Annotated in this window: 22 protein-coding genes; 19 read left to right on the top strand and 3 right to left on the bottom strand. The window is 35.0% G+C overall.

All coding sequences use genetic code 11. The annotated features are described in order from the left end of the window. Positions 1-193 precede the first annotated feature (193 nt). The 5 genes from ABH955_RS05355 (at position 194) to ABH955_RS05335 (ending at position 4,475) form a co-directional block, all read left to right on the top strand. Complete coding sequence (locus tag ABH955_RS05355) at positions 194-874, top strand: HAD family hydrolase (RefSeq protein WP_404490937.1); 681 nt, start codon at positions 194-196, stop codon at positions 872-874. A 249-nt stretch (positions 875-1,123) separates the two neighbouring features. Continuing rightward, positions 1,124-1,492 carry a DUF4180 domain-containing protein gene (locus ABH955_RS05350; protein WP_002110118.1) on the top strand — a complete coding sequence of 123 codons (369 nt, stop codon included), beginning with the start codon at positions 1,124-1,126 and terminating at the stop codon, positions 1,490-1,492. Positions 1,493-1,650: 158 nt separating this feature from the next. After that, on the top strand, positions 1,651-2,418 hold the full coding sequence (locus ABH955_RS05345; protein ID WP_078181463.1) for an arylamine N-acetyltransferase family protein: 768 nt from the start codon (positions 1,651-1,653) through the stop codon (positions 2,416-2,418). Between the two features lie 161 nt (positions 2,419-2,579). Beyond that, the gene (locus ABH955_RS05340; RefSeq protein WP_016104957.1) at positions 2,580-3,233 is read left to right on the top strand and encodes a YdeI/OmpD-associated family protein; all 654 of its coding nucleotides are present in this window, start codon (positions 2,580-2,582) and stop codon (positions 3,231-3,233) included. 126 nt (positions 3,234-3,359) lie between these two features. Further along, positions 3,360-4,475 (top strand): NAD(P)/FAD-dependent oxidoreductase, encoded by a 1,116-nt coding sequence (locus tag ABH955_RS05335; RefSeq protein WP_078181462.1) that lies wholly within the window; start codon positions 3,360-3,362, stop codon positions 4,473-4,475. A gap of 456 nt (positions 4,476-4,931) precedes the next feature. Here ABH955_RS05335 and pssA read toward each other — a convergent pair whose 3' ends face one another. Then, positions 4,932-5,423, bottom strand: coding sequence for a CDP-diacylglycerol--serine O-phosphatidyltransferase (gene pssA, locus ABH955_RS05330; protein ID WP_002085344.1), 492 nt, complete (start codon positions 5,421-5,423; stop codon positions 4,932-4,934). Between the two features lie 340 nt (positions 5,424-5,763). Here pssA and ABH955_RS05325 point away from each other — a divergent pair, with 340 nt between their 5' ends. The 8 genes from ABH955_RS05325 (at position 5,764) to ABH955_RS05290 (ending at position 15,622) form a co-directional block, all read left to right on the top strand. Beyond that, on the top strand, positions 5,764-8,010 hold the full coding sequence (locus ABH955_RS05325) for an ABC transporter ATP-binding protein (protein ID WP_404490936.1): 2,247 nt from the start codon (positions 5,764-5,766) through the stop codon (positions 8,008-8,010). After that, positions 8,007-9,881: an ABC transporter ATP-binding protein gene (locus tag ABH955_RS05320; RefSeq protein WP_098988617.1), complete on the top strand. Its 1,875-nt coding sequence runs from the start codon at positions 8,007-8,009 to the stop codon at positions 9,879-9,881. Before ABH955_RS05325 ends, ABH955_RS05320 begins: the two co-directional genes overlap by 4 nt. A 219-nt stretch (positions 9,882-10,100) precedes the next feature. Continuing rightward, positions 10,101-10,295 carry a hypothetical protein gene (locus ABH955_RS05315; protein WP_002141916.1) on the top strand — a complete coding sequence of 65 codons (195 nt, stop codon included), beginning with the start codon at positions 10,101-10,103 and terminating at the stop codon, positions 10,293-10,295. Positions 10,296-10,520: 225 nt separating this feature from the next. After that, on the top strand, positions 10,521-12,224 hold the full coding sequence (locus tag ABH955_RS05310; protein WP_404490935.1) for an alpha-keto acid decarboxylase family protein: 1,704 nt from the start codon (positions 10,521-10,523) through the stop codon (positions 12,222-12,224). A 106-nt stretch (positions 12,225-12,330) separates the two neighbouring features. Further along, positions 12,331-13,761, top strand: coding sequence for a PQQ-dependent sugar dehydrogenase (locus ABH955_RS05305; protein WP_404490934.1), 1,431 nt, complete (start codon positions 12,331-12,333; stop codon positions 13,759-13,761). A 198-nt stretch (positions 13,762-13,959) separates the two neighbouring features. Beyond that, entirely contained in the window at positions 13,960-14,532 is a 573-nt protein-coding gene (locus tag ABH955_RS05300; RefSeq protein ID WP_002013264.1) for a YybS family protein, read from the top strand. Positions 14,533-14,600: 68 nt separating this feature from the next. After that, the gene (locus ABH955_RS05295) at positions 14,601-15,164 is read left to right on the top strand and encodes a GNAT family N-acetyltransferase (RefSeq protein WP_242311379.1); all 564 of its coding nucleotides are present in this window, start codon (positions 14,601-14,603) and stop codon (positions 15,162-15,164) included. Between the two features lie 77 nt (positions 15,165-15,241). Continuing rightward, complete coding sequence (locus ABH955_RS05290) at positions 15,242-15,622, top strand: nucleotide excision repair endonuclease (protein WP_002013261.1); 381 nt, start codon at positions 15,242-15,244, stop codon at positions 15,620-15,622. A 48-nt stretch (positions 15,623-15,670) separates the two neighbouring features. Here ABH955_RS05290 and ABH955_RS05285 read toward each other — a convergent pair whose 3' ends face one another. Beyond that, the gene (locus ABH955_RS05285) at positions 15,671-15,877 is read right to left on the bottom strand and encodes a hypothetical protein (RefSeq protein WP_404490933.1); all 207 of its coding nucleotides are present in this window, start codon (positions 15,875-15,877) and stop codon (positions 15,671-15,673) included. Between the two features lie 132 nt (positions 15,878-16,009). On the opposite strand from ABH955_RS05285, the gene ABH955_RS05280 reads away from it, so the two are divergent. The 5 genes from ABH955_RS05280 (at position 16,010) to ABH955_RS05260 (ending at position 19,777) form a co-directional block, all read left to right on the top strand. Further along, positions 16,010-16,789 carry an undecaprenyl-diphosphate phosphatase gene (locus tag ABH955_RS05280; protein WP_002065719.1) on the top strand — a complete coding sequence of 260 codons (780 nt, stop codon included), beginning with the start codon at positions 16,010-16,012 and terminating at the stop codon, positions 16,787-16,789. 71 nt (positions 16,790-16,860) lie between these two features. After that, a complete protein-coding gene (locus ABH955_RS05275) occupies positions 16,861-18,183 on the top strand; it encodes an NAD(P)-binding protein (RefSeq protein ID WP_404490932.1) in 1,323 nt (440 codons plus the stop codon). 63 nt (positions 18,184-18,246) lie between these two features. Continuing rightward, positions 18,247-18,768, top strand: coding sequence for a GNAT family N-acetyltransferase (locus tag ABH955_RS05270; protein WP_404447778.1), 522 nt, complete (start codon positions 18,247-18,249; stop codon positions 18,766-18,768). 23 nt (positions 18,769-18,791) lie between these two features. Next, the gene (locus ABH955_RS05265; RefSeq protein WP_219302409.1) at positions 18,792-19,313 is read left to right on the top strand and encodes a YfiT family bacillithiol transferase; all 522 of its coding nucleotides are present in this window, start codon (positions 18,792-18,794) and stop codon (positions 19,311-19,313) included. Then, on the top strand, positions 19,253-19,777 hold the full coding sequence (locus ABH955_RS05260) for a GNAT family N-acetyltransferase (RefSeq protein ID WP_404453760.1): 525 nt from the start codon (positions 19,253-19,255) through the stop codon (positions 19,775-19,777). Before ABH955_RS05265 ends, ABH955_RS05260 begins: the two co-directional genes overlap by 61 nt. Before the next feature lie 121 nt (positions 19,778-19,898). Here ABH955_RS05260 and ABH955_RS05255 read toward each other — a convergent pair whose 3' ends face one another. Next, on the bottom strand, positions 19,899-20,276 hold the full coding sequence (locus ABH955_RS05255; RefSeq protein ID WP_404490931.1) for a PH domain-containing protein: 378 nt from the start codon (positions 20,274-20,276) through the stop codon (positions 19,899-19,901). A gap of 179 nt (positions 20,277-20,455) precedes the next feature. Here ABH955_RS05255 and ABH955_RS05250 point away from each other — a divergent pair, with 179 nt between their 5' ends. Then, positions 20,456-21,307, top strand: coding sequence for a patatin-like phospholipase family protein (locus ABH955_RS05250; RefSeq protein ID WP_242245601.1), 852 nt, complete (start codon positions 20,456-20,458; stop codon positions 21,305-21,307). The last annotated feature ends 11 nt before the right edge of the window (positions 21,308-21,318 follow it).

Genomic DNA, 21,318 nt, shown 5'->3' with positions numbered 1-21,318 from the left:
GAATTTCAATAAAAAAGCCACCGAAATAGTAGAGCGTAGAGCGCGTACCACAAACTTTGGAGTTTTTTTATCTAGTTTCTGTTTAATCGTTAATCACCTACATAACAATTCTCCGGCTAAACCAAAAGTTTAAAGTGGGGGTATTTATATAATGTGAGAAAGGTTGTGAAATGATTTGAGGGGTTATAAAGCAATGCTATTTGATTTAGATGATACGTTACTTGATAGGGATATGGCAGTAGATAAATTGTTCTCCATTATTTTAGAGAAGTTTTATGAGGATGTTAAGCAACATGCAGTAAAAAACATTATGTTACAGAAATTCAAAGAATATGATAAAAAAAGCTATGGTCACAGTGATAAAGTAATGGTTTTGGAATCATTTTTTAATGAATTCCCATCGAAATATAGATTACCACGCAATAGTATTCAAGATTTTTGGAATAATAATTTTCCTAAATGTTTTTCTATAAACCAAAGTACTATTAATATTATAAATACTATAAAGTTGCATGTTAAAGTTGGAATTATAACAAATGGATCAACTCAGAGACAAAAAGCTAAAATAATTAACACGAATTTGAATCGTCATTTTGATACAATCATTATTTCTGAAGAAACGGGATTTAGTAAACCTGACAAACGCATATTTGAATTAGCATTAAAGAAGCTAAATGTACAACCAGAAGATGTACTATTTGTTGGAGATGACTTAGAAAAGGATATTGCTGGTTGTCAAAATATAAATATAAAGGGTATATGGTTTAACCCTCATATGATCACGAATACTACCGAAATAAAACCATATGCCGAGATTAATACCTTGGATAGTTTGTTAAGTTATGTCACTCCACAATATTTTTATAACAAGTAAAAACAATTTGGAGAGATGAATTTTCAAAAATATTTAAAAGATAGATTATCCTTAATTTCATTGACCGTATGAGAAGTATAAAACTATATTTATATTTGTAGTTAAGATAAAAGAATCCATTTTCATGATGTAATACGTATCACTCAAGTAAGGGCTAAATGGTATAGAGGGAATTTTGAGCCATGATCAATATGAAGAGCTGCAAAGCATGTTTACTACATGATGTGTAAATTATAGAGGAGTGAGACTATGGAATTAGAGAAAATAGTAACCGGCGGAATAAATATTGCTGTCGTAAGAAACGATACGTTAGTAATATCTGATGTTCAATCTGCATTAGATCTTTTGGCAACAGTTCAATATGAAGTAGATTCAAAGCGTATTATTATCCACAAATCTTTAATAAGTGAAAGTTTCTTTGACTTAAAAACACGTCTTGCGGGTGATATTCTTCAAAAGTTTATAAATTACAGAGTAAAGATTGCTATCGTTGGAGATTTCTCTATGTACACTAGTAAAAGCTTAAAAGACTTTATTTTTGAATGTAATAAAGGTAATGATATTTTTTATTTAGCAACTGAACAACAAGCAATTGAAAAGTTAAGCTCATTGAAGTAAATGATATAAAGTGTATTTCGAAAGAGGCATCCGTTATGGTGCCTCTTATTTGTATTCTGATACAAATATGTTTTCGGAGTTTGTACCGGTACAGTAACTGTAAATATGCATGGTCAGCATATATTAGTTTAACTTATAATTTTTAAGGGGTGCTGAATATGACAAGTTTACAAGATCAGCTTTTTAAAAGATTGAACTTTGAAAAACATACTGAAGTGAAATTTGAAGAATTAAGTACAATGCTTTTTGCATTTGCGCATACAATACCGTTTGAAAATTTAGATGTTATAGCAGGTAATACAAATGAAATTTCAAAAGAGAACTTACAGAAGAAAATATTAACAAGTTCGCGTGGCGGGCTTTGTTATGAATCAAATACTCTTTTCTACTATTTTTTAAAAGACTGTGGTTTTAATGCTCAGCTAGCATTAGGAACAGTTTATAAAAATGATATTAATGCATGGGCACTTGAGGACGGACATATTACTATTATTATAAATTTTGATAATGAAACATATTTAATTGATGTAGGGATTGCTTCGTTGGTACCTCTTGTTCCAGTTCCGTTTTCTGGGCAACCGGTTTCTTCTAAAAACGGCATGTACCGTGTGAGACGGAAAGATACAAGCAAAGGAAACTATGTTTTAGAAAGAATGGATGTTGATGAAGAGTGGAAAGTCTGTCATGCTTTTTATAATCATGTTATTGATGAGTCAATTGTAAATGAGGTTCAAAAAAAGGTGATAGAAGATGAGAAGTCTATTTTCAATAAAGGGCCGATTGCAGTAAAGTTGACGGATTCTGGTCATGTTTCCTTAACGAATGCTAGTTTAACTGAAATTATTTACGGAGAAAAAAGTAAGCGTGAAATTACAGGGAATCAATATAGAGAACTATTACATTCACTTTTTAATATTGAACTATGAAAAAGTGAATAGCCGACTCCTATTTGGAATCGGCTATTTTGTTATTTCGAGCCAAGTAGATTCCGTTCTCAATTTAAAGTTTGATTTTCTTAATAGATATAATACACTAGAACAGTATAAAAAATATATAAAATGAATATTGAATGTAGAGGAAGATTATTATGTCAGTTATCGATAAATTGAAACTTAATAAGTATACGAATATGGTGGTTATTAACGAACCGAACGATTATGAAGTGTTTGGAGATAAACCAACTACATTTTCTAAAGAGCATGATGCTGTTTTTATTTTTGTAGAAACGCTTGATGAGATGGTAGAGCATACAAATTTCATTATTAAAAATGAAGAGTTGTTACTTGAGAAAGGTTATGTCTTTTTTGCTTATCCGAAAAAAGGTAATGCTCGTTACAGTACTTTTATTCATCGTGATGAAATGTTTCCAGCGTTAAATGTTGGAGAAGATGGATATGTAGGAAATAGTGATATTAAATTTGCGCGAATGGTAAGTATGGATGACGTTTTCACTGTTGTTGGTTTAAAACGTGAAAAGAAAAAAGCAAAGAAAACGCCTGCTGCAAGTCAATGTGTTGCTGATTATGCTGATCGAATTCAAGATGTGGAAGCATTATTGGCTAATCATCCCACTGAACTTAAATTTTATCAAAGTTTAACTCCTGGATATCAAAAAGATTGGGCACGTAATTTATTTTCTGTAAAACAAGAAAAAACACGTGAAAAACGTCTTGAGAAAATGATTGAAATCCTTTCACAAGGCTATAAAACAATTGAATTATTCCGTAAGAAGAAAAAATAACGATTAGGAACGTCACAATGATGCAACAATTAATTACGTTGAACACATTGAAAAAAGGATTCCTTTCAGTATACTAAAGTATGTTCTTATATTTAAATAATTAGCAAAAGAGAAAAGGTGTTTGAAATGAAATCGTATATTGTAGTTGGAGCTGGAATTTTAGGAGCATCTACTGCTTATCATCTTGCTAAGGCTGGTGCGAAGGTTACTATTGTAGATCGTCAAGAGTTAGGTCAAGCAACTGACGCAGCAGCAGGTATTGTCTGTCCTTGGCTGTCGCAACGTCGTAATAAAGCATGGTATAAAATCGTTAAAGGCGGTGCACGTTACTATTCTTCGTTAATTCAGCAATTAGAAGAAGACGGTGAAACGGATACAGGTTACAACCGTGTAGGTGCAATTAGTTTACATACTGATGAGAAAAAACTAGATCAAATGGAAGAGAGAGCGTATAAACGCCGTGAAGATGCACCGGAGATTGGTGAAATCACTCGCTTATCAGCTGAAGAAACGAAAAAATTATTCCCAGCATTATCGGAAGAATATAGTTCTGTTCATATTAGTGGCGCTGCACGAGTAAATGGAAGATTATTACGCAACGCATTAATAAGCGCTGCGAAAAAACATGGTGCAACTTTCATAAAAGGTGATGCAGTATTAGTCCGTGAAGGGAATCATATTACGGGAGTTAAAGTAAACGACGAAACAATTGTAGCGGAAAAGGTAATGGTAACTGCAGGCGCATGGGCGAACGAAATCTTGAACCCATTAGGAATTAATTTCTTAGTTACGTTCCAAAAAGGACAAATTGTTCATTTACAAATGGAAAATACAGCAACAGAAAATATGCCAGTTGTTATGCCGCCGAACGATCAATATATTTTAACATTTGACAATGGCCATGTCGTAATTGGTGCAACGCATGAGAATGATACTGGTTTCGATCACCGTGTAACAGCTGGTGGTTTACATGAAGTATTCCATAAAGCGTTAACAGTAGCGCCTGGTTTAGAAGATGGTACAATGGTTGAAACAAGAGTTGGCTTTAGACCGTTTACACCAGGGTTCTTACCTGTTATTGGACCACTACCTAATTTTGAAGGCATACTCATTGCGAACGGATTAGGTGCTTCAGGATTAACAGCAGGTCCATACTTAGGATCAGAACTTGCTAAACTTGCGTTAGGGCAACCGATTGAATTAGATTTAAATGATTATGATGTTGCTGGGGCAATGGAATAGTAATAAACAAAAAGATTAGGAGTGATTTCCTAATCTTTTTGTCATGTTATTTGGGAGTAACTAAGTATTTGGGGAGGTAGGAGTTCTTTTAAACAGGTACCACCACATCGCTATCAAGCTAAGAAAATAGATAACCCACAAAACGAAAAATTTTTGCCTTTTATAGCAACGAAGTGCATTTTTATCGTTTGAGGTATTAGAGAAAAAAGGTTGATTCGTTCAATATAGAGGAGAATATCATTTCTTTTTATACATATCAGAAATATTAACAATAGCCTCAAAAACTGGAGGCTATTCAATTTCACAATCTATTATGAGCAATTACAATAGGTAAGCTCTTTAAAGTCTGTCCCATCGCTGCATTCGTAAAATGATGAATAACATCAAAACCCTCAACTTGATGGATGTTAGCGAACCGTTCCACAAATGAAATTAAAGCGATAGACGGGATCCCAATTAAAGTTTTTTAAACCTAATTGGACTTACCATTAAGAGAGCGAGGATTAATGTAATCCATGCATTGCTATATGAAAACAATCCCATACCGGCCAATGGTAATCCAGCAGCTGGAATAGGTAATCCCTTAAAATATCCAATGGTTGGTTTTACACTAAATTTAGCTAATCTTAAAGCACCCATCGTTGGGAAAAGGATAAATGCCAAAGAAGTTAAAATAGATGGTGTTGCTATCGAATGAAATAGAAGTGCAGGCGCAACTCCGAAACTAACAATATCAGCTAAGGAATCCAATTGTACACCAAACTCACTGTTCACTTTTAATTTTCTCGCAATTCTTCCATCAAGGAGATCTAAAACAGCTGAAAAGAAAATAAAAATGGAGGCTACTTCCAAATAGTCACTCATATTCATGGTAATTGAAAAAACACCGCACAATAAATTTCCAATCGTAAATAAATTGGGTACAGCTTTTACTATCTGATTGAACAAGGTTGTCCCCCCTAAGTTGATCAAACTTCACATTTATGTAGCATTTTCTATATATTCTTCCGTTATTCTTGAAAATATATGACCACTGTATGCTAAGTAAATTTCGACAAGAGAAAAGCCGATTTCCTGTACGTTATGTTGGTTTATAAACATGTTTGATCAAAGGTAAGTCTATTCTCTCTAAAAGTTGCATTATATCTTCATATAGTCATAAAATTAATCTGTGGTCGAAAATGCGTAAAGAGCTGCTAGAATGAATTACTGAGAATACGAAGAATAAAGGAGAGAAACGGAGTAAAAACTAAAAAAATTAGATAAGGAAAATGGAGAGATGAATTAAATGTTAAAGATCATTAAACATTTAAAACCATTTGTTACTTCCATCATTGCAGTTGTATGTCTTTTAACTGTGCAGGCAGTATGTGATCTATCACTGCCAGACTATATGTCTAACATTGTCAATGTAGGGATTCAACAAAAAGGTGTAGAAAATGCAGTACCTGAGGTTATTCGTAAAAGTGAAATGGATAAACTTACGCTCTTTATGAATGAAAATGAGAAGAAACAAGTAGCTGACAACTATGCGCTTTTAGATAAGAACAACCTCTCTCAAAGTGAACTAAAAAATGACTTAAAAGATTATCCACAGCTTGATAAAGAGCCGCTTTATAAGCTACATACAGAAGATAAAAATATAATTAACGAACTTAACAATATCTTTGGGAAACCAATGTTAATTACACAAGGAATTGAAAAAGGAGGCGCATCTGCTTTCCCTCCTGCTGCGACGGGTGACAACAAAACACCAGCGAAGCTTCCGCCAAATACAGATCCTTTTGCAATCATTGCGAAACTTCCTCAAGATCAAATCAATGCAATGAAAGAAAAGGCAGATGAAAAGTTTAAGAATATGTCAGGCAGCATGGTAACACAATCAGCCGTTTCATTCATTGAGAATGAGTATAAAAAGATCGGTATCAATATAGATAAGCTTCAATCTAATTTCATTCTTACTTCCGGCGGGAAAATGCTGCTTTTATCCTTAGTAAGTATGGCAGCTACCGTTATCGTGAGTTTACTTGCTGCAAAAGTAGCTGCTGGACTCGGCAGAGACCTTAGAAAGAAAGTATTCCGGAAAGTTACAAACTTCTCGAATGCGGAGTTTGATAAGTTTTCCACTGCATCTCTAATTACAAGAAGTACAAATGATATCCAGCAAGTTCAAACACTTATGGTTATGATGCTTCGCATTGTATTCTATGCACCAATTTTAGGTATCGGCGGCATTATTAAAGTACTTACTACAGATCTTTCAATGGGATGGATTATCGCAGTTGCGGTAATCGCGATTTTAAGCTTAGTCATTGGTTTATTTAGCATCGCGATTCCTAGGTTTAAGCGTATCCAAAAGTTAGTAGATAAAATTAACTTAATCACTCGTGAATCTTTAACAGGTATGCTCGTTATTCGTGCTTTTAATAATCAAAAACATGAAGAAAAGAAATTTGAAAAAGGAAATCAAGATTTAACAAACACAAATTTATTTGTAAGCCGTTTAATGTCATTTATGATGCCAATGATGATGTTTATCATGAATGCCGTTACTGTACTTATTATTTGGGTTGGATCACACCAAGTGGATATGGGACATATGCAAGTTGGTGATTTAATGGCATTTATGCAATATACAATGCAAATCATCATGGCCTTCTTAATGATTTCAATGGTATCTATTATGGTTCCGCGTGCTTCAGTTTCCGCACAACGTATCGCAGAAGTTTTAGATACTGACATTACCATTAGTGATGTAAAAGAGCCGAAAACATTTGCTTCAGACAAGAAAGGTTACGTTGAATTTAAAAATGTTGGCTTTAGATACCCAGGTGCAGAAGAAGATGTGCTTTCCAATATCACCTTTACTGCAAAACCTGGTGAAACGACAGCTTTCATCGGAAGTACAGGTAGTGGTAAATCAACATTAATCAACTTAATTCCACGATTTTACGATGTCACAAGCGGCCAAATATTAATAGATGGCACGGATATTAGAGAAGTATCTCAGAAGGAATTAAGAGAGAAAATTGGTTATGTACCGCAAAAAGGAGTTCTATTCTCAGGTACAATCGAGAGTAATTTGAAATACGGTAAGAAAGAAGCAACTGAAGAAGAACTCGCAAAAGCGGCAGAAATCGCGCAAGCTATGGAGTTTATTAACGAAAAACCTGAAAGCTTCCGTACAGAAATATCACAAGGTGGTACGAATGTTTCCGGTGGTCAAAAACAAAGACTTTCTATTGCACGTGCTCTTACGAAAAAATCGGAAATCTTCATATTCGATGATAGTTTCTCAGCTCTTGACTTTAAGACAGACGCAGCATTGCGCAGAGCTTTAAACAATGAGATTACAGGAAGTACTGTTTTACTTATTGCCCAAAGAATCAGCACAATCATGAATGCCGATAAGATCATTGTACTTGACGAAGGAAAAATAGTTGGAACTGGTACTCATGAAGAGCTTATGGAAAACTGTGAAGTTTATAAGCAAATTGCTTTATCACAACTTTCAAGAGAGGAGTTGTCATCATGAGTGATAAAAAAATAGAAAATAGAAAACAAGGCGGTCCTGGTCCTGGCGGTGGCGGTCCTATGGGCGGCGGCATGAGAAAGATTGAGAAGGCAAAAAACTTCAAAGGAACGATGAATAAACTCCTTCAATACTTGAAGCCCTATAAATTATCAATCTTAGTCGTTATCCTTTTCGCAATCGGTAGTGCAGCCTTTACAATCGTTGGTCCAAAAATTTTAGGAAATGCGACAACAAAACTTTTCGAAGGACTCGTAAGCAAAGTATCAGGAGCACCCGGTGCGGCCATTGACTTTACCTATATCGGAAACATTGTTATTTTACTTCTTGGATTATATATACTGAGCACTGTGTTTGGTATTATCCAGGGGTACATTATTTCTGGAGTAGCTCAAAAAGTATCTTATAACTTCAGAAAAGAAATCGACGAAAAAATTAATCGTATGCCGCTGAATTACTTTGATAAAACAACGCACGGCGAAGTATTATCGAGAATTACAAATGACATAGATACGGTGAGCCAAACGTTAAACCAAAGTATGTCGCAAATCATCACATCCGTTATTACAATCATCGGTGTACTTATCATGATGTTATCCATCAGCTGGCAAATGACATTAGTGGCGCTTTTAATATTGCCAGTATCGATGATTCTCATCATGGCAGTCGTAAAACGATCACAAAAATACTTCAAATCCCAGCAAGAATATTTAGGACACGTAAACGGTCAGGTCGAAGAAATTTATAGTGGTCACAATATCGTAAAAGCCTTTAACAAAGAAGAAGAAGAAGTAAAAAAATTCGAAAAGGTAAATGATACCCTTTATCACTCCGCATGGAAATCTCAATTTTTATCTGGAATGATGATGCCGATTATGACATTTATCGGTAATATCGGTTACGTCGCTGTATCTATTTTAGGCGGATGGCTTGCGGTAAAGAGAACCATCGCAGTTGGAGACATTTTAGCCTTTGTGCAATATGTTAGAAGCTTTACGCAACCAATCGCTCAAGTAGCGCAAATCGCGAACGTACTTCAATCCACTGCAGCTGCTGCAGAAAGAGTCTTCGAATTTTTAGAAGAAGAAGAGGAAGTACCAGAAGCAGAAAATCCAGTGAAGCTGCAAAAAGTTCAAGGAGAAGTTACCTTCCAAGATGTTCAATTTGGATACAATCCAGATAAGATCATCATCAATAATTTCTCATCTAACATTAAACCTGGACAAAAAGTAGCAATCGTCGGACCAACCGGAGCTGGTAAAACAACGATTGTAAAACTGTTAATGCGTTTCTATGACATAAATAGCGGTGCAATATGTATCGACGGTCACGATATAAAAGACTTCACGCGAGAAGACCTACGCAACATGTTTGGTATGGTACTGCAAGACACTTGGCTATTTAACGGCTCCATCATGGAAAATATACGTTACGGTAGACTCGATGCTACAGACGAAGAAGTAATTGAAGCAGCGAAAGCAGCTCACGTTCACAGCTTCGTAAAAACATTACCAAATAAATATCAAATGGAACTAAACGAAGAAGCAAGCAACGTATCCCAAGGACAAAAGCAACTACTAACAATTGCACGCGCCCTTCTAGCGGATCCGAAAATATTAATACTCGATGAAGCAACAAGCTCCATTGATACTCGTACAGAAGTACTGATTCAAAAAGCGATGGAAAACCTTATGGAAGGTAGAACAAGCTTCATTATCGCTCATAGATTATCAACAATACGTGATGCAGATTTAATCCTTGTCATGAAAGACGGGGATATTGTAGAACAAGGTAATCATGAAGAGTTATTAAAAGCTGATGGTTTCTATGCTTCGCTTTATAATAGTCAGTTTGAAGGTGCGGATGCTTCTTGAGTTAGGTGTCCCGAAAGTCCATTTAAATAACTAAAACCCACGGTGAAAATTCATTTTCTTCGTGGGTTTTTATCATTTTTAAGGTTCTATTTGAAATTTAAAGATTAGATAATAATATTATTACTTTAAAATGCAGAAAATAGACTAGTAAACAAGCTGTTTTTGTTTTTTAGCATAGAATATGATGAATCCAAGAGTTAAGAGGAGGTAATTATATTTATGGGATGTAATGGTAATTTCAGACGTGACCGAGATTGTGATAGATTTTGGGATGATTTAATGTTCTGCAGACGCAGACATAGAGATTGTGATGACCGTCGTTGTAGACGTGACCGTGACTGCGATTGTGATGAATGCCGTCGCAGACGTAATCATGATCGTGACTGTGATCGCGATAATCGTCGAGAATGGTAAATTCCTTTCAATGAGTGCGTTTCTTCACAGCACTCGTTTTTTTATTTATGGGTTTTCTGAACTCTTTATTGATGATATATAAAATACGAAGAATGTAGTTGTAATATATGGTTGTACAAAAATCTTCCCCATTAATTGTTGCATAACGGATAACCGATTTAATTAAAGGGCATTATCAAAAAGGGTAGTACTATTAAAAAGAAATGGATAAGGAGTGAGCAAGCGATGGACAACATGATTAATACGGGCAACTTTGGTTTACAAAGGGGACCTGCTCAAAAAACGGTTGGCCAGTATTTGTTCGATTGCCTAAAACTCGAGGGCATTACCGAAATTTTTGGTGTCGCAGGGGACTATAATTTTACACTTCTTGATACTTTGGAGTGTTATAACGGCATCCGTTTTATAGAAGGACGAAATGAACTAAACTCGGGCTACGCTGCAGATGGCTATGCAAGAATCAAAGGAATATCGGCTCTTATTACGACATTTGGGGTCGGGGAGCTCAGCGCATGCAATGCGATAGCGGGAGCCAACAGCGAGCATGTACCAATTATACACATTGTGGGTGCGCCTCCTGAGAAGGACCAAAAAGAGCATAAGCTGATGCATCACACCTTAATGGATGGGAATTTTGACGTTTTTCGCAAGGTGTATGAGCAGATTACGGCATATACCGCGGTCCTTACGCCAGAAAATGCCAAGATTGAAATTCAGACTGCGATTCGCATTGCTAAGGAAAAGAAAAAGCCGGTATACCTGGTTGTGGCTAATGATTTAGTGGCCAAGCCGATTAAAGTCTGGGCAGAGCCAGTACCGCCACGTCCAGCATCCAACCCGAATACCCTTCAGGCTGCAGTGAATCATGTCCGTCCGCTTTTGGAACGTGCCCACCGACCAGTTATCTTGGTGGATGTGAAAACTATGCACTTCGGCCTTCAGACAGCAACTCGGCAACTGGCCGATGCAATGAATGTGCCTGTTGTAACGATGATGTACGGGAAGGGAGGATTCGATGAGGCCCACCCAAATTATATCGGAATGTATCTAGGCTCTTTCGGGAGGACTGAAGTCCAAAGTACGGTGGAGAATGCAGATTGTATCATTGCGATTGGCATGGTATGGGCGGACACAAACACCGCAAGTTTTACCGCAAAGCTGAACCCGCTGATAACTGTCAATATTCAACCAGATATAGTTAAAATCGCTGAGGCGGAATATCTGAATGTTCTTGCAGCCGACATGCTACTTGCCGTTCAGAAATTGAGTTATACGGGCAAAGGTTTGACAGAAAAAAATTCATTTCCTTACGATCAATTAACAACTAATGTCGACGGACCTCTATTGGCGGACGGCTATTATCCGCGTTTTCAGCGCATGCTGAAAGATGGGGATATTGTAATCGCCGAGACCGGAACGTTTTATTATGGAATGGGAGAGGTCAGACTGCCGGGCAATGTAACATATATTGGACAAGGTGGATGGCAGTCCATCGGTTACGCAATCCCTTCGGCGTTTGGTGCTATTATGGCCGCGCCGGAACGCCGAGTATTGGTGTTTACAGGTGACGGTGCCCTGCAGCTAACGGCACAGGAAATCAGTTCTATGCTCTATTACGGCTGCAAGCCCATAATCTTTGTTTTGAACAACGATGGTTATACAATCGAGAGATATTTAAATGTCAAAACAGAGGATCAAAAGTACAACCAAATCCCTCGATGGTCTTACACCAAGCTGGCCGAAGCTTTTGGAGGTAACGCGTTTACCGTTACGGTCCGGACCTATGGAGAGCTTGATCAGGCTATAATCCATGCTGAAAAGGAAAGTACCAAAAGACTCTGTATAATTGAAATGATCGCAGGGAATCCAATGGACGCACCTGAATATATGCGACGGATGCGTAGTTATATGGAGAAGCAGGAAAAGTAGCGCAGTCAGAAATAGTATCCAAGTCCCTAGTCCCTAATTAGATACTAATTGAACCGTTCTAATCATATTCTTTTAATAAAAGGCAATTAAAGGGGTGTAAAGTAAGTTGACAAAAGTTAAGGTTAGTTTACGACCCATTGCAAGTAAGTTCAATTTACCTACTGTTTTGAAAACAACTATACTACCAGGTGACTCAATTGAAAGGTTATTCATTGCCACCCAGGTAGGAGAAATCTTTTACATAGGAGACGGAGTTATAAGGACTTTTTTAGATATTCGCCCGCGAATTATCAAATTAGGCACGTTTGAAGAAGGTGTCTCTAGTAGCGGTTATGATGAACGCGGATTGCTAGGACTAGCGTTTCATCCACAATTTTATCAAAACGGTTTATTTTACCTTCATTATTCAGTAGCTGGCACTCAAGGTCCGGGTGCCCTTTCTGAACCTTTTAAACCTAATCCGTGTGATCCGAAAACTTTAAACTTAAAGTGGGTAAATAGAGATACTCAATATGATCATATTGATACGGTTGAGGAATGGATTTTACAATCACATAGTCAACCTCAAAAACGACGGACATTACTTAACATAAGAAGGCCCTTTTTTAATCATAACGGAGTCAATAGTTTAAATTTTTCACCTGAGAGTGGAAAACTTGTTTTTACAAATGGAGATGGTGGATCGGGTTATGATCCATTTAATTTAAGCCAGGATGATTTAGAAATAGCGGGTAAAATAATTGAAATTGATGTAAGTAAAAATACATTCATAAATAACCCTCCAGTAGTTACACGCTTTAATGAGTTTCCTTTATCTATACAAGAAACACTTACCGTAATTGCGAAAGGAGTTCGGAATATAACAGGTATTTCATTTCAAAGGTTTTATAATCAGTATATCAAATATGCTGGAAATGTCGGGCAGGATATTGTAGAGTCTATTTTTTCGTTTGTTCATTATAAACCCATACCGGTTACCGAACTTGTTCAAACGCATTTAATGAGATCCACTCCCAATCAAGATGGATTTATTAATTTTGGTTGGCGAGGATGGGAAGGAGAATTTCCTACTTCTTTTATAAGGCACTGTTCTGAGAATCCTACTTTGGATGAGAGAACAATGGCTTATTATAATGAAACAATAGAAACATCAGTGAGGCGCATACAGCCCCTAATTAGTTATTTTCATAAAGATTCCAGAGCAGATAAGTTTGGAGGAACCTCACTTACAGGAGTACAACCATATATGGGAACTACAATTCCTAGTTTAACTGGTAGTATCGTGTTTACTGATCTTGCTAAGAAAGAAGAATTTCAATCTCCAGTAAAGGGAGTGTTAGCTTTTACTAGAGCAGCTCTAGACGGGAAACGTAATGATTTTCATGTTATTGAAACCAATTATGATTTTTGTTCTCAAGCAGCTTATTATATGAGCTTGGGAACAAACGGAGATCAAACTAGATTATATTTAGGGGTTTATGGATCTATGAAAGTAACGGATTTTAACAAAGGTACTATTTTTGAAATTGTTCCATGATACGGTATAAACTCTTAGTCTAACAATATATGGAATTCATACTTTTTCAAACGCACGACTTAGCGCCTCTTAAAAAACCTTCTATGGATAAACATCTATTGTATAGTGATTCCTAACAAGCAGAAAGTAAAACATAACCAATAAGTATTTGAATAAAAATAGAAAGTGGTGAATTAGGTCTCTTTAGGGGGGAATTTGATGAATCGCTTTAGAAGCTATTGGTATCAATGGATGATAGAGCAGGATGCGAATTTTGTTCATAAAAGAAAGGTGACGCCTGCAAGTAGGTTAGTCATTACAGCATTACTCGGTTCATTTGCTGCTATTTTTCAATCTGCGGGGAACTTAATCCCTGGAATCGGGTTATTTATTAGTCCTTTCGCGACGCTACCGATTTTTCTGGCTATTTGTTATTCTATTCGTGAGGGAGTACTTTCTTACATTCTTACTATTTTCCTATTATTCATTATTGAGCCAAGTGAACTAATTGTCTTTCCCTTTACTACAGGATTATTAGGTATAGCGTTAGGAGTATCCTTTTTACAATTCAAGAGGAGGATTTGGGTAATTTCCTTCTCAGCGATATGTCTACTTATAGGAATTATGATCATTCTCGATATATTCCGCTTTCCTGTACTTGGTCCTACTATTCATACGACTATGGATATAAAAGTTATTACATTAATATTTATACTGAGTTTTCTATACTGCTGGATCTATGCAGAGCTGTGTAGAATAATAATGAATAGAGTATATAAAGTATGGTCTTAACAATTGTATAAAATCTTTTTGAACGAATACACTTTCTCATATATTTTCAAAGATTGGAGATGTAAGCCATGTATAACGTTGAAATTAGAAGGCCGAATTCGGATGATATAGATGAACTATACTTGTTTTTCCGTATAGTTATTACGAATACATATAAAAATGAAGGGTTATCCCAATTATTAGATGACATAGAAAATGAACTTAACACGAAAAAGCAATATTTGAAAAATGATTTTGATAGTAATGGAGAAAGTCGTTACTTTTTATTAGCAATAGATACAAGTAACGATAAAATCATTGGAACGATTGAAATCGGTCCAGCAAGTACATTGATTAATAGTTGTACAGACGGTGCACTTAAGGATTTGTATGAAATAGGAACTGTATTTATACTTCCGGAGTATCAAAGAAAAGGTATAGGGAGTTTACTACTAAATACAATGTATCTTACATTACTTAGCAGAGGAATAACCGAATGCTGTTTAGATAGCGGATACAAAAAAGCACAAAGTATATGGACAAAAAAGTTTGGAAAACCTAGTTATATGCTGAAGGATTATTGGGGCGAATCAAACGATCATATGATTTGGAGAAAAAGTTTACATGATATACCTATAATATTTGAATTATAAAATGAAATATCTCTCTTAACATAGCTTTTCTTACATACTTATGCTATTATTTATCTTTATAATAAAAGAGGACGTGAATGAACTTGATTAAAATTAATATTCCTGAAGCTGATGTTTCAATTACTGAACGTAACCAAGTTATTAAAGGAGACGAGCCATTAATTACTCCAATTAACGGTTTTATCGATTTCCACTTGTTCCCTAGAGATAAAGGCGGCATTTTTATGTTTTACAATATTAATGACGAACTTCTTTTCGTAGGTAAAGCTCGTAAAATTAGACAACGTATTAAAAAGCATTTTGAAGATAATGTTTCACCAATCAAAAATAATCGTGATGAAGTATACCGTATCGATGCATGTATCGTAGAAGATCCAACTGAAAGAGAAATTTACGAAACATACATCATTAATAAGTACAAAGCGAAATATAACGTTGATAAAGTGTTTTATAAATAAGTAAAAAAAACAATCCTAGCACATATACTAGGATTGTTTTTTTGTGTTTCATTCTTCATTTCTTTCTCCTTTTTTAAAATGATTAGCAGCAATTAAACTGAAAAGCCCTATAAATAAAATTATAATTCCAAACGTTTTATGCTTTCCTTCAAAAAAAGGAATATCTGAAATAACATTTGTCATACATAACCCTATAAACACAAGGATAGGTCCTGCCCACAGTAATACATTGCCGAATTTCGTATGTTGCCACATAGTAACCCTCCTTACTCCTTTTTACATATATATCCATGAAATAAAAGTAAATTCATAGAGAAAAATAGTTTTTTTCATATCGAAAATTGAACCTTCATATATTGGTACAAGCAAACGAGAAAGGGGACCATCATGAATTGGTTAGAAGCTTTTATATTAGGGATAATACAAGGTTTAACAGAGTTTTTGCCGATTAGTAGTACAGGACATCTTTATTTAGGAAGGCATTTGTTTCAATTAGATGAAGCTGGATTATTTTTAGATACGATGCTGCATATCGGGACTTTGCTTGCAGTGTTTATTTATTACAAAAAAGAATTTATATACTTAATTAAAAATCCATTTTCAAAACTAATGTTATTACTTATTGTTGGGACGATACCTGCAGTTGTAATCGGATTGTTATTTAAAGACTTCTTTGAAGATATTTCAAAAACAGGTATTACCATTGGATGGGAGTTTTTAGTGACAGGTTTCTTTCTCTATATGGCCGATAAACAAAAAAATGGTCGTAAAAAAATGGATGACATTACATATAAAGATGCATTTATCATCGGTTCATTTCAAGCGGCTGCTATTTTTCCGGCAATTTCCCGTTCTGGTATGACAATCGTGGCTGCATTATGGAGGAAGCTAGACCGTGAAACGGCTGCTTACTTTTCTTTTTTATTATCAACTCCAGCCATTGTTGGAGCTATCATTTTGCAATTTGTAGATGTTTATCAAGGGAAAGCAGAATCTATTTCTAGTACATCTTTAATTGTCGGCACGTTATCAGCAGCGTTTTTTGGTTACATAGCTGTTTCATGGATGATTCAATATTTAAAACGTCACTCCTTAAAAGTATTCGCGTATTACGTATGGGGATTAGGTATTTTAATTTTAACGTTGCAATTTACTCATGTGTTTTAATTTCGTAATTCTTCGTTTAGATCCTGTTTCATTCATACAAGGCAGGATCTTTTTTCATTAAGGGGGAAAATATGTTTAATAAGGCTATCGTTATTGGCGGAAGTATAGCAGGAAAACTCGCAGCAAAAGCATTATCAACTTCTTTTAAAGAAGTAATCATTATAGAAGTCGGTGAAAGATGGGATGGAAAAGCTTTGAGAAAAAGAGTTCCACAAAGTAATCATCCTCATGTGTTATTAAAAGGCGGAGAAAATACAATCGAGGAATTGTTTCCTACTATTACTAATGAATTAATAGAAGCAGGCAGCATCGTAAATAACTTTACTCGTGATATAAAATGGCATCAATTTGGTTTATGGAAACAGCCATTCATAGGAGAAGTGCATATGATTCAACAAAGTAGGCTTTTGATTGAATGGCATATTCAAAAACGAATACATCAAATTTCAAATATTACAACTCAGTTTGGAACATTGGTTGAAGGGTTATTAGTAGATGGAAAGCTTAACAAAGTATGTGGAGTAAAAGCTAAGTGTTTAGAGACTGGCATGCAAGAAGAAATTCAAGCAGATATTGTTGTTGATGCGAGTGGATTCGGTTCAAAAAGTATAGCGTGGTTACGTGAATACAATATCGAAGTGCAAGAAGAGAAAGTGCGTATCGATTTATTCTACGCAACTAAAATGTTTAAACTCAAAGAAAATGAGAAATTAGACTGCTGTAATATGCTAATGTCTCCAAGTTTCCCGGACAATCCGTATGGTGTACTTATTCAAACGATTGAGGATAATCGTTATTTTGTTACTTTCAGTGGATACGCAAATGAGAAAGCACCACAAACAGATGATGAGTTTTATGATTTCGCTGAAAATCTATCAATCCCTAACGTGACAGATTTTCTAAACAAAGCGGAGGCAATTTCAGATATCAAAACGTACAAAATTCCTTATCAAGTACGTCGGCGATTTGATTTAGTTAATCATTTACCAGAAGGCTTGTTAGTAGTCGGAGATGCACAATGTCGTTTTGATCCCGTTTTCGGGCAAGGAGTTTCAGTTGCGGCTATGGAAGCTCACCGATTGCAGTTGCTTTTACAACGGAGACAAAGGCTTGATAAAGCATTTACACAGCAGTTTTATAAAGAAACTGCTAATATCATACAAACTCCTTGGGAAATGACTACAACGGAAATATCACGTCATCCTCAGCTAAAAAGAAAATTAACGATAAAGCAAAAATTTCAGCTATGGTATACGAAACAAATATATCAACTATCTGCAAGTGACTCTGACGTTTATATTCGATTAGTAAGAGTGATGAATTTAATTCGTAGTCCATTTCACCTATTTCATCCGAAAGTGCTACTCGCTGTATTACTGATGCGAAAGAAATAGCAGGAAAATTATCGGTTAAAAAAGAATGTATAACAGTTAGTAAATCAAGAAGGGGTAAACGGGATGAAAATATACATAGAACAATTAAAGAATCAAGACGCTGAAGATTTATTTAACTTTGAACTAACGAACAAATCATTTTTTGAAACAATGGTACCAAGTCGTGGCTCTAATTATTACGTGTATGAATACTTTCAAAAGCAACTTGACGAACTATTAAAAGAACAAACTGAGGGGATTTCTTATTTTCATCTCATACGTAATACAGAAAAAGAAATTGTAGGACGTATCAATTTAGTTGATGTAGATAAGGAAAAACGAATTGGGTCGTTAGGCTACCGAGTTGGAGAGAAGTTTACTAAAAAAGGAGTTGCAGCAGCATCTGTAAAATTGATTTTGGCTCAAGCAAGAGTCTATGAAATTAATGAAATACATGCTATGACAACAACAAATAACATAGCTTCACAAATTGTATTAGAAAAGAACGGATTTTCTCGTGAAAAGGAAGCGGAGACAACTACTGTAGATTTAAACGGGGAAAACGTAAATTTCGTACATTATATTTGGAGGACCGCTAAGGGTTAAAGATAATAGGGAGGGACATGTACATGAAGGATTTACGTTATCCAATAGGTCAATTTACTTATGTAGGAACTATTACAGAAGAAATAATTGATAAATGGATTCAAGAAATTGAGGATTTACCTAATGAACTAGCAAGAGCGATAAAAAATTTAGATCAGAAGCAGTTAGATACACCGTATCGCGTCGGTGGATGGACTGTTCGTCAAGTTGTTCATCATGTTGTTGATAGTCATATGAATAGCTATATACGCTTTAAATTAGCACTGACAGAAAAGAATCCAACTATTAAACCGTACAAAGAAGAAAAATGGGCAGAGCTACCTGACTCAAAATTACCAGTAGATGTTTCACTTGTAATGCTAGATTCATTACATAAAAGATGGGTTAACTTATTATATTCTTTAGAACCAGCAGATTTAGAAAAGACATTTAATCATCCTGAATCAGGAGAAACAAAACTTGCTGCTGCAATTGGACTATATGCATGGCACGGTCGTCATCATACAGCTCATATTACTTCTTTAAGAGAGCGTTTAAATTGGTAACATTAGAGAAGGCGACAGAAATTGATGCAGAGATTATATTTCAAATGCAAGTAGAATCATTTAGTTCATTATTAGAAAAGTATAAGGACTATGAAACAAGTCCGGCAAATGAACTTATTGAAAAAACAATTTCAAGAATAAATAATCTGGACGGTGGATTTTATAAAATTTTCGTAAACATGAATCTTGTCGGGGCGATATGTATATCACGTAAAGAAGGGGCATCTAAATTTTGGATCAGCCCGATGTTTATTATTCCAAACTATCAAGGGAACGGAATTGCTCAAAAAGTATTAATTTTAATCGAGGAGATGTTTCCGGAAATAACGACTTTGGAGCTTGCTACAATTTTAGAGGAAGAGCGAAATTGCTTTCTATACGAAAAGATGGGATATATAAGAACGGAATTTAAAAAGAAATTAAATGATAAAGCAACTTTAATTTATTATAAAAAAGAAAGGTAAAGCACATTTTAAATGCTTTACCTTTTTGTACTGTTTTAGATTAAATATACAATTTAAATGTATATTCTTCCAAAAAGTCCGGGTTAGTAATTTTGAATTCGAATAAATATACAAAAATGAACTATTTCGTCGTATATGTTACTAACGCTTTTTGAATGCTTAAAATACTATCGTCACCTTTAAATTCTTTCGTAATTGGATCATCCATACTAGATACCCAAATTTTAAGCTCTGCATCTAAATCAAAATGCCCAGCTGTTTCAATGCTAAATTGTGTAATGCTTTTATAAGGAATAGAATGATACTCTGTTTTTTTACCTGATATTCCTTGTTTATCTACTAAAATAAGACGACGATTTGTAAATACGATTAAATCACGAATTAATTTATAAGCATGCTCAACTTTTTCATCATCTAGCATAATCTTTTCTAAATCATGTTCAACGCTTTCTGTACTCGCACTTGATGCATTTCCTAAAATACCACTAAATAAACCCATATGAAATTCCTCCTTTATAATATGTGGAATGAGTTTCTTATATTGTACCATGCGAATGACTAATAGATTATGACATTGCTTCAATAGTTTTTTGTTATTATTGCAACCAATTTATATAACCTCATCCTAAAATCTTGTGCTAACATATAATTAAGAAAACAGAAGCAGAGGGATATAGCATGAAAAATATCGGTTTAGTATTAGAAGGCGGCGGAATGAAAGGGTTATATACTGCAGGAGTACTCGAATATTTTATGGAAAGGGACTTATTCTTTCCGTATGTAGTCGGTGTATCCGCTGGAGCGTGTATGGGAGCAACATATTTGTCGCGTCAAAAAGGAAGAAATAAGAAAGTAAATACAGAGCTAGTAGCAGATCACAGGTATATATCTTATCGAAACTTAATTCAAAAACGTGAATTATTTGGAATGGATTTTTTATTTGATGAAGTACCAAACAAAATTGTGCCGTTTGATTTTCAAACTTTCCTAAATTCAAATGAACAGTTTGTAATCGGAACGACTGATTGCGAATCAGGACAGGCAGTTTATTATAATAAAACAGAACATGGAAATGATATTTTAAAAATTATTCGTGCATCAAGCTCTGTGCCGTTTATAGCACCTGCTGTAGAATATGATAATCGAAAATTGTTAGATGGAGGGATTATAGATCCTATTCCAGTTTTTAAAGCGCAAAATGATGGTTATTTAAAAAACGTTGTTATAATGACAAAGCCAGAAGGATACGAGAAGCAGCGTAATAAATTTTCTGGACTAGCTAAAATTTTATATAGAAGATATCCAAAAATCGCAGAGCATTTAGTAGAACATTATCGTTTTTATAATGAAACTGTATCTTATATGAATCACAACGAACAAAAAGATAATTTTTACGTAATTCAGCCAAGCGCACAGCTTCCTATAAGCGGAATAGAAAGAAATAAAGAAAAGCTCGTTAATTTATATAATCTTGGGTATAAGGATGCTCATAATCATTATGAAAATTTATTGAATTGGATGGAGAAATAAAGGGGTGGGAC

It is taken from the genome of Bacillus sp. RC240 (genome assembly GCF_044907945.1).
Lineage (GTDB): Bacteria > Bacillota > Bacilli > Bacillales > Bacillaceae_G > Bacillus_A > Bacillus_A mycoides.
This window is presented reverse-complemented; position numbering and strand designations above follow the sequence as displayed.